This is a genomic window from Blastopirellula marina (assembly GCF_002967715.1).
In the GTDB taxonomy this organism is placed as follows: domain Bacteria; phylum Planctomycetota; class Planctomycetia; order Pirellulales; family Pirellulaceae; genus Bremerella; species Bremerella marina_B.
Map to the genome: position 1 here is coordinate 82562 of NZ_PUIA01000042.1, position 12471 is coordinate 95032.

The window sequence follows — 12471 nt, forward strand, 5'->3', positions numbered from 1 at the left end:
TAAGTCCTATGCCCGAGCGTGATCTGACTTCTGAATCGGTCGTCCCAAGCTCGGGCACATCTTGGGGACTTCGTTTCAGCCTGGGCGCGATGATGGTGATCGTCGCCCTGTTCGCTGGGGTGTTTGGTTATCTTTCTTATTTCCGTTCGGCCAAGTGCCTAATGGTTTATTCGGTCACCACGCTACCTGCCCAGGATGTCGATGGCCTGGGGCTCGACTTCCATCCGATCGACGATTCTCCGTACCAATGGGCGTTTGATTCCGACGATGCTGTAGCCCAGCTAGTTCACCTGAAGAATAATGCCGAGAGACCTCTTTACGACAAGCAGTTAACGGTCGCCTATTGGCCGCGTCAAGCCGACACCTACACCTATATTCGTCCGGTGGCGATTAACACCGAGACAAGTCCTCATCCAGACTTCGCGAGTGGCGAGTTCGCAGGCTTCTGGGGCGTACGAAAAGTTGGCGGTCAATTGGTGTTTCGCGTCGAAGGTCATACTGCGCATCGCCAGCCCAAAGTAGCTGGCTTCGACGAAGATCAGTATGGGCGTTTCGACGAGGTAGCCGGGAATCTGTTTTATGAAGGTGAGTTTCCGGTATCCGGACTTATTTTCGCCGCCCCCGTAGGAGACGATCAGATTCACCTTTTCCTGATTCAAGCCGAAGAAGTGAGTGCAAAGGAACCGTTCGTTCATCGGCCGGGGCCTATCGATTCATTGGAGAAGCAAACCGAAATAACATCCAAGCAACAAGATCCACAACCGGAAGCAGATAACAACGACGAATAACACTAAGAAGCCATCAACAAATCACCCCACGGAGAAGAGGTTCCCCGTGGTACTCCCCATGTGGGAAAAGCCCTTTACTCGTGTCTAATCCCAAAGCACGAAAGGAGTTTAGTTATGGCAAGTTTTGCAACCGAGACCGTCCGCGATATTGTCTTATGCGGTCATGGTTCGACTGGGAAGACGAGCCTGATCGACCGCCTACTTGAGATAACGCACGCGGTGGACGGAACACACAGTGTGGACGACGGAACGAGTGTCTGCGATTTCGAGCCGGAGGAAAAGGCTCACCATCTTTCCATTGAGGCGACTCTCGCCCACTTTCAACATCAGGGACTTCGCTTCAACGTAATCGATGCTCCCGGCTACCCCGATTTCATTGGCCATACGATCTCGGCCATGCGCGGAGCCGACACCGCGATGATTGTGATCGACGCCCACGCTGGCATCGCCGTCAACACGCGGCGAGTCTTTCAGGAGGCTGAAAAGGCCGGTATCGGCCGGATGATTGTGGTTAACAAGATCGATACCGAGCATCTCGACTTTGCTACTTTGATGCAGTCGATCCGCGATACGTTCGGCCAGGCCTGTGTGCCGATTAACTTTCCTCGGTTAGAAAGCGGCGCGATCGTCGGTGTGGTCGATATTTTCGACGAAAAGGCCGATACCTCCAACGCCCCGATCGACCCAGCCATCTACAAAGAGTCGCTCGTCGAAGCGGCGATTGAAGCAGACGAAGTGTGGATGGAACGCTACTTCGAAGGAGAAGTCCCCACCAACGAAGATTTGAAGACCCTCATCCCCAAAGCAGTCGCCAACGGAACGCTGATTCCGATCGTCTGCTGCAGTATCAAGAAGGCCGTGGGGATTTCCGAACTGCTCGACGCGATGGCGCTTTGTTCGCTTCCTCCATCCATGGTGCACCGCAAAGCCAAGAGTGGTGATGGCTCGGAGATCGAACTGTTGGGCGATCCCAACGGCCCGCTCGCGGCCCAGGTATTTCAAACCCGGATCGATCCTTTCGTTCAGAAGCTGAGCTACATCCGCGTGTACAACGGAACGCTTCGCAAAGATATGACCCTGCCTGGCAGCAATGGCCGTAAGGGGCTACGAATCGGTCAGCTACTCGACGTGCAGGCCAACCACCTCGAACCGATCGATCAAGCGGGACCAGGCGATATTGTCGCCGTCGCGAAGATGGAGCAGTTACATACCGGCACCAATGAAGGAGAGTTGGAACTGCCTATTATCGAGTTCCCCCAACCAATGGTCGGCGTGGCGATTCGTCCTAAGAGCCGCAACGACGAAGCGAAGCTCAGTATGGCCCTGCATAAGCTGGTCGAAGAGGATCCGACGATCCAGATCGAACACGATCAGGAAACGCACGAACTAGTGCTGCGGGGGATGAGCGAACTTCATTTGGCATTGATCCAAGAGAAGCTGGCTCGCCGCGATCATCTGGAGATTGAAACATACGAACCGCGAATTCCGTTCCGTGAATCGATCACCTATCCGGCACATGGTTCCTATCGCCATAAGAAACAGTCTGGCGGTAGAGGGCAGTTCGGCGAGGTGCATATCCGCATTCAACCTCTTCCTCAAGGAACCGACATCGCGACGTTCGCTACCAAGGATAACTTCCCCAGTATGAAGCATGCCCATTACTTCGAGGCAATGAATTTCCTGTGGGTCGATTCGATCGTGGGGGCTTCGATTCCTGGTAACTTCATGCCGGCGGTCGAGAAGGGCCTGTTGGATCGGGTGCACAAAGGGGTTCTGGCTGGCTATCCGCTGCAAGACCTGTGCGTCGAAGTCCATTACGGGAAGCACCATCCGGTCGATAGCTCGGAAACGGCGTTCCGGATAGCGGCCTCGGCGGCGCTGCGCGAAGTTTGCAAGCAAGCTGGCCCGCAGATGCTGGAGCCGATGGTCGACATGCACGTTACGGTTCCGATTGACTGTGTTGGCGACGTCTACAGTGACATGGCGACGCGGCGAGGTCAGATCTCAGGCACCCAGGAAGCCGGGGCGAACATGCAAACGGTGGTTTGTGTCGTTCCCTTGGCCGAGACTACTTCGTATGCCCGGTCCCTTTCCAGTCTGACCGGAGGGCAGGGGAGCTACAGTATGAGCTTCTCGCACTACGCCCCGTTGCCATCCCATTTGCAGGATAAGCATCGTCAGCATATCGAAGAGGAGGACGAGAGCTGACCCGAAATTCCCGAAGCTGATCCTTCCGTGTGCTTGCCCTCGCTTTTAAGTTTGCGAAAATACGAAAGCGAGGGCATCTTTATTGATTGTTCGCATAAGGGTCAATTTAACTGCCTATCACGTCGAAAACATTGGTGACCTAATTGTCAGGCCGGGCATCCAAAAGCCATTAACCCTGTGGAAAAGTCCATGCAACCGGCAAACTTGAACCGAACCATGCATCTGCTGGCAACCTGTTACTGTCGAACCTGTCTCTGTTGTTGCTAACCCCAACGCATGCTGGCACCTGCTGCCACGACAGACCTGTTCCATCCGTAACAACTCTCTCCGTCGGTTCAAAATAGAAGGATATTCGCCATGGCCTCTGATGCACGTCTGAAAGAAGATCTTCCGACGCTGACCGATCGCATCGTCAGCACGTACAAGCAGATCGGCAAGATCAATCACCTTGGCCATTGCCCCCTGCCGAATTACGAAGTCGTAATCTCGATTTTGGAAGACATGAAGGAGATTCTGTACCCCGGCTACCAGCGCCGCGAGGGTCTGCACATGGGGAACATCACCTATCATGTGGGCGACCTGATCGATGGCTTGCACGATAAGCTAACCACGCAAATTGCTCGCGCCTTGCGGCACGACGAGCGAGTCAACGGCAAGCCGGATACTTGCAACCCATTGGAAGAGACCGACTACGAAGCCAAAGGCCAGGCCATGGCCATCGAGTTTCTGAATCGGATTCCCGATCTGCGTGAGATCCTGGCCACCGATGTACAAGCAGCCTACGACGGCGACCCGGCCTGCACCAATCTGGATGAAGTGATCTTCTGCTACCCAGGCCTTGAAGCGATCACCGTTTATCGCGTTGCCAACTTGCTGTACCGACTGGGCGTACCGTTCATCCCGCGCATGATGACCGAGTGGGCTCACAAGCAGACTGGGATCGATATTCACCCCGGTGCGACCATTGGAAGTTTCTTCTTCATCGATCACGGTACTGGCGTGGTGATTGGCCAGACCTGCGAGATCGGCAAGCACGTCAAGCTGTACCAGGGCGTGACGCTCGGTGCTCTTTCGTTCGATACCGACAACGAAGGCAACATCGTCCGTGGCATGAAGCGTCATCCCACAATCGAAGATCACGTGGTGATATACGCCAATGCGACGGTACTCGGCGGACGCACGGTCGTCGGCAATCATAGCGTGATTGGTTCCAGTGTGTGGCTTACCAGAAGTGTCGACCCCAACACGACGGTACTGCTGGAAAAGCCTCGCCTGCGTCTGCGATCGGAAGCGGTGGAAGAACTTCAACCGGAACTCAACTTCCAGATCTAAGAGAGCCGCTTGAAAGCAGCCAGGCCAAACTTGGCTGCCAACAAGATGACCAGTGCCAGCCAACTGAGGCCGGACACAATCGCTCCGATAACAAACGATCGGGGCCAATAGGTCAGCGTAACCTGCGTATCGCCTGCTTCGACTGGAACGGCCATCAGGATGCGGTTGGCACGGAAGACGGGAACGCCGGTTCGCTGGATCCCTTGGGCATCTGTGATTGTGCACTGCCAGCCAGGGTCGAAGTATTCGCGAAAGATAACCCAGCCATTCTGAGTGCCGGCCAGGGTCAACTTCATCTTCCCCGCACTTGTTCGGTGTAGCGTCGTGTTGACACTTGCTGTTCTCGGTGCTGGTGGTCGCTTGAGTCGGTTTTCCGAGGAAGCTTCCAGGATGACAGGAAAACGGTTGGCCAAGTCCCACTTGTAGGTAGATGGCCAATTGCCTGCATTGGCTCTCTTGATTACTCGGAATTTGTCGCTGCTGCTTAACACCCCCAAGAGTTGCCGGGTCTCTTCGAGACTTTGCTGCGGAGCTAATGGATCAATCGGAGCGTGCCAGTCGATATCGGCTTGCCACCATGCTTCCTCCCAGGGACTGCGGGTGGTTGGCCAGCCGATGCCATGTATGTCCTGCACGAATTTCATCAGAGTCTTGTCAGCCCGGGCGAGTGACCAGACTGTTTCGTAGTCTCTGGGAGTAATACTCACCACTGAAGGTGCAAAGCGTACCGTGTCCAAAAGGTGAAATCTTGGAAAGTCGTTCTGCCGATCAATCTTGAGCCCGGCGATCATTCGATCGTCGGAACTGTGCTCGGCGAACTCCGTTGGGTAATGGTTTTCGGTGCGATCGAAGAAATTCGTTGGTTCAAAGTCACGCTTTTCCAGCGGCAGCGATGTCATGTCGAATCCGTTCGTATTCCAAAGATCTTCCGAGGCCGTCGGAGCAACCCAGGCATTGCCGACTGCTAGTTCCCCGGTCGCGACGATGAGCACCAACGCGACAGCGAGCCGTCGCGGCAAGACGTGCAAGCCGACGATGCCGATTATCAAAGCGACTGCGGCTGAGATCAGTCCGACCGACATCTGCGAGATTCCGGCGGGCGCATCAAGCGGTCCGAATAAGATGTCGTTGGGCACACGGGGAAGCGTTGAGCCTAGCGACGTGGAGGTCAGCCAAACAATGCCACCGACAACAATTAGTATCGAACTCGTACCGATGGTTACACCCAGCAGGCATTTCCCAGCCCGCAGTTGGTCGAGCCCTCTGCCAGCAAGCAGCGGCATGGCGAACGCTAGAAAGATCCACCACTTCGCCGGATAACGAAACTGGGCGTACCTCGGCACGATCATGTTCAACAGCCAATACAAGCCGCCAAAGGGCGAACCAATCGGCAGGCTATCACCGTCCCATCCCAGGCCGTAGCCAATTTCTAAAATCAGCCAACCGATGCCATACCACCCAAGACTGGCTATCAGGCCGAACAAGCCGATCGCTATCAGCCAGCGGTCGACCCGCCGCGACGGCCGGTTCCAAATCGCGTAGGCAGCGAGAAACATGGCCAGCATGCCCATGAACAGCGAGGCAAACCAAATGCGACCTTCAGCCGGAATCGCCCTTACCCAGCGTTCGTTTTTTGGATACATCTTCCCGCTGAAATTGGCAACAAATACGCCAGGCCAGTTCCAGGGACCGATACTGAAATCGTAGCTATGCCGCGCGTGCGTGTTGGGTTTGGGGTTTCCCAGCAACGCATTGAAGCGATCTTTTTCCTCGGAGCCTATGCCGCGAGCAAGTTCATACATGCTACGTGGCTGATCGGTGGTTGCTCGCAGGCTGCGTTTGGCCCATTCGCTCGTCGGGAGAATCTGTATCGCCGACAAGCCAGCGGCAAGCAATGCACAACCAACCAGGGCTCCCACTCGAAATGCCCGCCACTGAAGCCAGGCCTTCCAACTGGGAAGTCTTCGCCAAGGTAAGACGCACAAAAAGGCCCCCATGGCCAGCATCATCATCGTATGAAAGGCCAACTGAGGATCCCCCCCCAGAATCATCATGGTGAGCGCCAGGGCCAGGGCAATCCCCGGCAGCAGGGCAGGGCGGCGGGCAAGCATCCAGCCGCTGGCCAGCGCAAACGGAAGCCAACTCGCCCCGACCAGGAAGATAATATTCGCATGGTACGAAAGGACTGGGCCGCCAAACGTGTAGGTGATCGCTGCCAGAACCGCGCCCCATACCGAGCATCGCCAGGTGCGAGCCGCCCAGAACATGCCGCCGTAGGACAGGGCAAAGTGCATGACCACATACATACGCAGGCCAAAATTGAAGCCCAGCGGCGTCAGCAGCAGCAGCTTGCCGGGATAGAAGACACTGGGCGTGGCATCAGCCGCCAGCGGCATGCCGATTCCATCGAAAGGAGACCACAGGGGGACTTCGCCTGCTTTCCACTGGCGTGTCACTTCATGAAACAGCGGATAATAGAAATGGGCCGCGTCTCGAAAGAGGAACTGTTCCTGGTAAGCAAATGCTTTGCCGAAGAAGAAGGTCGCCAGAAAGAGAAAGGGCAACCAAATGCCCACGAAGGTTCGCAGACGGTGGAGCGAATCGGGGCGGACCGGGGATGATACGGAGTTGTGGTTCACGCCTCCGATGCTAATAGGCAGCCGCGTGGTTGGCAACTTGTTCCGGGAAGAACTCAGTTGGTTGCCAACAGTCGCTCGTACAGCTCTCGCAGTTCGTCTTTCAGTAGATCACAGCGCGCCGAGATGACCACGGAAGGGTCGTTGCTGGTGGCAATCGCCGTTCGGCTTTGGCGCAGCGACTCGAGCACGTCGTCCTCGTAAGGCATGAGCGATATCGACTCATTTCCAAGGATAGGAGCAATCGGTTGCATCAAACCTACTCTTCCGATTCACGGGGTTATGCCGAGTCAGGCTGACCGGCGAAGTGCTTCAGTGAATGTTCTACCGTCGACTCGCGAGCGAATGTCGTGAAGCAATCGGTGAACGGTCTCGATGCCGTCCTGGGCTTGGCCATCGGTTGCCACCCAAGGCAAGTCAACCGGTGAAGTTTTCGATTGGGGCAACTCTGACGATTGAGCCACCGAGTTGGCCGATTTCTGAAAGTGGAATTCGTAAGGACCGCAGCGAATGCGATCTCCATCCTCCAGTTGCTTGATGACCATGTCCTCGGCATTCACCGTGAGGATGGGTTCGGCCACCAGGCACCGCAAACGATATCCGTCGTGAGTACGGAGGATGTAGGCGTAAAGTTCAGGGAACTGCTCATCACCGAGGACCAGATCGCAATCACCGGCAGACCCCAAGGTAAAAACGGGGACTTCGATTTCACGCTCGCGCTGATTTACCTGGCCGCGGGCAATCCGCAACGAGGCACCTGACCGGCGACCTTGGCCGGCTTGGCTTGGTTTCGAGTTTCCAAGCTGTGAATCTGGACGCATTCTGACTCTACCTTCACCCTCGATGCATTCACGTAGCGGCATTGCCGGTACTTCTTTAAATTGATCGACCAGAAGGGGAAGCGTTGTCGCAGGGAATCTGCTGCAAGAACACGCCTTTTCCCGCGCAGATTACCAGCGGTGGCGTTTCGGTAAGATAGACAATCTGGCCGCGGATTCGTTTGCGGTCAAATCGCCATGGTTTCGATAGCATCATGAACTTTGATGGATGCTATCAGGAGCAGAACGAGGGGGATGCTATGCTAGTTGGCGGAGCGTTTAGCAACTCGGATTTGATTGCAAGCTTGCTCGATGTTTCGCGTCTTGATGGCGGCCAACTCGTCGGTCGGAGCAATCGCCTTGGATGCTTCCACCAGCTGAGTTTCTGCCTGAACGATGTCGATATCGCTAGGCGGAATTGCTTTGCCGGTCAGAATGCTGACTACGTTGTCAGCGATCTGAACGAAACCGCCGTCGACGTACAGACGCTGGGTCTGGCCTTCCGAGACGATACGCATTTCGCCGTAGCCGAGACGACCAATGACTGGGGCATGGTTCTCACCAATCCCCATTTCGCCGTCTGCCAACGGCAGGGCGATGAATTCAGCAGTCGTTTCGAGTGCGGTCTTTTCGGGCGTGACCACGATGCATTGGATGGAAGGCACGATTAACGTTTCTCCGTAGCCATCTTCTTGGCTTGTTCTTCGGCCTGTTCGATCGAACCAACGTACATGAACGCCGATTCCGGCAGGTGATCCCACTTACCGTCACAGATTTCTTCAAAGCTGCGAATGGTATCGGCCAGCGGGGTGATTTCGCCCGGCTTGCCGATAAACTTTTCTGCCACAAGGAACGGTTGCGACAGGAATCGTTCGATACGACGAGCACGGTGGACGATGATCTTGTCCGATTCGCTCAATTCGTCGATACCGAGAATCGCGATGATGTCTTGGAGTTCGCGGTAACGCTGCAGCGTGGTTTGCACGCGGCGGGCAATCGCGTAGTGGCGTTCGCCGACGTACTGCGGATCGAGAATACGGCTGGACGATGCCAGCGGATCCACGGCCGGGTAAATACCCTTTTCCGAAATCGATCGTTCCAGGTAGATAAACGCGTCGAGCTGACCGAACGCCGTTGCCGGGGCAGGGTCGGTCGGGTCGTCCGCCGGAACGTAAACGGCTTGCACCGAGGTAATAGCACCCTTCTTGGTCGAAGCGATGCGTTCCTGCAAGGCACCCATTTCGGTTGCCAGCGTTGGCTGGTAACCCACCGCCGATGGCATACGACCCAAGAGGGCAGACACTTCGGAACCCGCTTGCGAGAAGCGGAAGATGTTGTCGACGAACAGCAGCGTGTCGGTACCGGTGGCATCGCGGAAGTGCTCGGCCATGGTCAAAGCACTCATAGCCACGCGAAGACGGGCACCTGGCGGTTCGTTCATCTGACCGAACACCATGCAGGTTTGTTCAATAACGTAACGGCCGGTTGTACCGATTTCCGTTTCCTGCATTTCCAACCAAAGGTCGGTACCTTCACGAGTTCGTTCACCCACGCCAGCGAACACGGAGAAACCACCGTGAGCCGAAGCGATACGAGCGATAAGCTCGGTGAGAATAACGGTCTTACCCAGACCAGCACCACCGAACAGACCGGCTTTACCACCACGAACGAACGGGGTTAGCAGGTCGATCACCTTAATACCCGTTTCAAACACTTCCGTGCTAGTCGACAACTCGTCAACAGGTGGGGCAGGGCGGTGAATCGGAAGATAGGTTTCGGCATCAACTGGACCACGACCATCGATGGCGTCACCGGTGACGTTGAACACGCGACCGAGCGTTGCCTTACCAACAGGCACCGAAATCGGCTTGCCGGTGTCGACACAGTCCAGGCCACGGATCAGACCGTCGGTGCTACCCAGGGCCACGCAACGGACGCGGTTGCCGCCCAAGTGCTGCTGCACCTCTCCGGTCAGGTTGATCGTGACACCCTTGTAATCGCCGTTCACCTTCACAGCGTTGTAGATCTCTGGAAGAGCGCCGTCGCTGAACTCAGCGTCGAAGGTCGAACCGATGATCTGGGTGATCTTTCCGATTTTCTGTTCGGTAGCAGTCGCCATGTTTCTATTCTCGATAGGAATCGGTTTCTGATCGCATTGAAAGCGAACCCAGGCACCCCTGGTACGTCATTCAATAGCGGTTTGTATGGGAACGACCGTGTGTTACGAGCTCGCGAGAGCTTCCACACCGCCGATGATTTCCATGATTTCGTTGGTGATCCGGCTCTGTCGGGCGCGGTTGTATTCGCGAGACAGGAACTTGATCAAATCGTTCGCATTCTCGGTTGCTGCCTTCATGGCCACACGACGAGCAATTTGCTCGCAGACGGCGGCGTCAAGGAAGCACTTGAACAGTTTCACCTTGAAGCTGGTCGGGACGACCTCTTCCAGGATGCTTTCAGCCGAAGGAATGAATTCGTACATCGAACCGGCCGCTGGCTTGGCTTCTGAAGCACCTGACTCCGAAGCACCTTCCAAACCGCTCAAGGGGAGCAAAGTTTCGACGGAAGGTTCTTGACGCGAAGTCGAGACAAACTTCATGTAAGCGACGTCCAAGCGATCGATTTCGCTTGCCTGGAACGCGTCGAGCAAGTCGACGGCGATCGCTTCGACTTCTTCATAGCGAGGCTTGTCCTCGAAGTTGAAGAAGGACTTGTCTGGCGTCATCTTCTTCTGGACTCGGAAGATCGAAATCCCCTTCTTACCAGAGATCCACAGTTCGACTTCGCCGTACTCGTCCTGCAACTCTTTCAGACGCGGGAAAGAAGCACGGCAGATGTTACCGTTGTAGCCACCGCACAGACCGCGGTTCGAGGTCAGCACCAACAGCACGGCCTTCTTCTTCGATTCCCGCTTCTCCAGAAGAGGATGCTGGAATTCGAGTTCGGTCGCGGTCAGGTCCTTCACCAACTGCGTGATCCGCTGCGTGAACGCCGTGGCCGCGGAGGCTCGGTCCATGGCCTGCTTGAAGCGGGCCGTGGCGATGAGCTCCATCGTTCGCGTGATCTTCTTGATGTTGCGAACCGACTTGCGGCGTTTGTCGAGGGTTCTTGGATTGGCCATGTTTTCTGGTGGCTAAAAGGATCGCGGCGTTAGGCGATTAAACTTCGGCAGTTTTCGACGGGACGAAGGTCTTCTGGAACTCGGCAATCGCCGTTTCCATCAGGTCGCGAACTTCGTCGGTCAGATCCTTGGTCTCTTCCAGCTTCTCGCGAATCTGGGCGTACTTCGCTTTCACGAATTCGAGGTACTCAGCTTCCCAACGCAGCACATCAACTGTGGGAACTTCGTCCAAGTGACCACGGGTACCGGCGTAGATGCTGAGAACTTGATCGTAGACGTCCAGCGGCTTGTACTGGCCTTGCTTCAGCAGTTCGACCATGCGGTAACCGCGATCGAGACGACGCTGAGTAGCTTCGTCGAGTTCGGTACCCAGCTGAGCGAACGCTTCCAGTTCGCGGAAAGCAGCCAAGTCCAATCGCAGACCACCGGCAACCTTCTTCATCGCTTTGATTTGGGCATTACCACCCACGCGAGAAACCGAAATACCAACGTTCATAGCTGGACGAATACCAGCGAAGAACAAGTCAGGCTGCAGATAGATCTGGCCGTCGGTAATCGAAATCACGTTGGTTGGAATGTATGCGGAAACTTCGCCTTCGAGCGTTTCGATGATCGGCAGCGAGGTTAGCGACCCGGCACCCAGTTCATCGCTTAGCTTGGCCGAACGTTCCAGCAGGCGGCTATGGCAGTAGAACACGTCACCAGGGTAGGCTTCACGGCCTGGAGGACGACGCATCAGCAGCGACAACTCGCGGTAGGCAGCGGCTTGCTTCGACAAGTCGTCATAAACGATCAAAGCGTGCTGGCTGTTGAACATGAAGTACTCGGCCATGGCGGTACCGGCGTAAGGAGCCACGTACTGCAGCGGGGCAGGGGCACTGGCACCAGCCACGATGACCGTGGTGTAGTCCATCGCACCGTTACGGCGAAGGATTTCAACCACACCGGCAACCGACGAGTCTTTCTGACCGACGGCGACGTAAAAGCATTTCACGCCGGTGTTCTTTTGGTTCAGGATTGCGTCGATGGCGATCGCCGTCTTGCCGGTCTTACGGTCACCAATGACCAGTTCGCGCTGACCACGTCCAACCGGGGTCATGGCGTCGATAGCCTTGATACCGGTCTGCATTGGCTCGGTAACTGGCTTACGTTCCGACACGCCTGGGGCGAGGAATTCGACCGGGCGGGTTTCGCTCGATTGAATTGGGCCCATACCGTCGAGTGGGTTACCCAGCGGATCAACCACGCGGCCCAGCACTGCTTCACCGACTGGAACGGAAAGCAGCGTGCCCAAGGCTTTGACTTCGTCACCTTCCTTAATGGTGAGGTAGTCACCCAGAATGATCACACCGACACTGTTCTCTTCAAGATTGAAGGCCAGGCCGATTGTGCCGTTGGGGAACTCGACCATTTCACCGGCCATGATGCCGGAAAGGCCATAGACCCGAGCGATACCGTCACCCACTTCCAGGACGCGTCCAACTTCTCGCACGTCGACTTGCGTGTCGAACTGTTGGATTTCCTGCTTGATGACAGAAGCGATTTCGTCCGCGTTGAATTTCATGGAA

At 55.9% G+C, this 12471-nt stretch carries 10 protein-coding genes; 3 read left to right on the forward strand and 7 right to left on the reverse strand.

Going from position 1 to position 12471, the window contains the following annotated elements; translation table 11 throughout:
* Positions 1-8: 8 nt before the first annotated feature.
* From C5Y96_RS15520 to C5Y96_RS15530, 3 genes are all read left to right on the forward strand, one after another.
* A complete protein-coding gene (locus C5Y96_RS15520) occupies positions 9-788 on the forward strand; it encodes a hypothetical protein (protein ID WP_105355103.1) in 780 nt (259 codons plus the stop codon).
* Between the two features lie 114 nt (positions 789-902).
* On the forward strand, positions 903-2996 hold the full coding sequence (locus C5Y96_RS15525; protein WP_105355106.1) for an elongation factor G: 2094 nt from the start codon (positions 903-905) through the stop codon (positions 2994-2996).
* 357 nt (positions 2997-3353) lie between these two features.
* Positions 3354-4328 carry a serine O-acetyltransferase gene (locus tag C5Y96_RS15530; protein ID WP_105355108.1) on the forward strand — a complete coding sequence of 325 codons (975 nt, stop codon included), beginning with the start codon at positions 3354-3356 and terminating at the stop codon, positions 4326-4328.
* On the opposite strand, the gene C5Y96_RS15535 is transcribed toward C5Y96_RS15530, so the two are convergent.
* The 7 genes from C5Y96_RS15535 to atpA form a co-directional block, all read right to left on the reverse strand.
* Positions 4325-6967: a hypothetical protein gene (locus tag C5Y96_RS15535; protein WP_146115679.1), complete on the reverse strand. Its 2643-nt coding sequence runs from the start codon at positions 6965-6967 to the stop codon at positions 4325-4327. The two genes, C5Y96_RS15530 and C5Y96_RS15535, sit on opposite strands and share 4 nt — an antisense overlap.
* Positions 6968-7020: 53 nt before the next feature.
* Entirely contained in the window at positions 7021-7173 is a 153-nt protein-coding gene (locus C5Y96_RS27395; RefSeq protein WP_158261254.1) for a hypothetical protein, read from the reverse strand.
* 81 nt (positions 7174-7254) lie between these two features.
* Complete coding sequence (locus tag C5Y96_RS15545) at positions 7255-7785, reverse strand: FHA domain-containing protein (RefSeq protein ID WP_158261255.1); 531 nt, start codon at positions 7783-7785, stop codon at positions 7255-7257.
* Between the two features lie 260 nt (positions 7786-8045).
* On the reverse strand, positions 8046-8447 hold the full coding sequence (gene atpC / locus C5Y96_RS15550) for an ATP synthase F1 subunit epsilon (RefSeq protein WP_105355117.1): 402 nt from the start codon (positions 8445-8447) through the stop codon (positions 8046-8048).
* A 2-nt stretch (positions 8448-8449) separates the two neighbouring features.
* A complete protein-coding gene (gene atpD / locus C5Y96_RS15555; protein ID WP_105355120.1) occupies positions 8450-9901 on the reverse strand; it encodes a F0F1 ATP synthase subunit beta in 1452 nt (483 codons plus the stop codon).
* 102 nt (positions 9902-10003) lie between these two features.
* Positions 10004-10903, reverse strand: a complete 900-nt coding sequence (atpG, locus tag C5Y96_RS15560; RefSeq protein ID WP_105355122.1) for an ATP synthase F1 subunit gamma — start codon at positions 10901-10903, stop codon at positions 10004-10006.
* 37 nt (positions 10904-10940) lie between these two features.
* On the reverse strand, positions 10941-12467 hold the full coding sequence (gene atpA / locus C5Y96_RS15565) for a F0F1 ATP synthase subunit alpha (RefSeq protein WP_105355124.1): 1527 nt from the start codon (positions 12465-12467) through the stop codon (positions 10941-10943).
* Positions 12468-12471 lie beyond the last annotated feature (4 nt).

Bases quoted from the DNA above. Each gene is read 5' to 3' on its own strand.
- C5Y96_RS15520 (WP_105355103.1), top strand. From the start codon at position 9: ATGCCCGAGCGTGATCTGACTTCTGAATCGGTCGTCCCAAGCTCGGGC.
- C5Y96_RS15525 (WP_105355106.1), top strand. From the start codon at position 903: ATGGCAAGTTTTGCAACCGAGACCGTCCGCGATATTGTCTTATGCGGT.
- C5Y96_RS15530 (WP_105355108.1), top strand. From the start codon at position 3,354: ATGGCCTCTGATGCACGTCTGAAAGAAGATCTTCCGACGCTGACCGAT.
- C5Y96_RS27395 (WP_158261254.1), bottom strand. From the start codon at position 7,173: ATGCCTTACGAGGACGACGTGCTCGAGTCGCTGCGCCAAAGCCGAACG.
- C5Y96_RS15545 (WP_158261255.1), bottom strand. From the start codon at position 7,785: ATGCGTCCAGATTCACAGCTTGGAAACTCGAAACCAAGCCAAGCCGGC.
- atpD (WP_105355120.1), bottom strand. From the start codon at position 9,901: ATGGCGACTGCTACCGAACAGAAAATCGGAAAGATCACCCAGATCATC.
- atpG (WP_105355122.1), bottom strand. From the start codon at position 10,903: ATGGCCAATCCAAGAACCCTCGACAAACGCCGCAAGTCGGTTCGCAAC.
- atpA (WP_105355124.1), bottom strand. From the start codon at position 12,467: ATGAAATTCAACGCGGACGAAATCGCTTCTGTCATCAAGCAGGAAATC.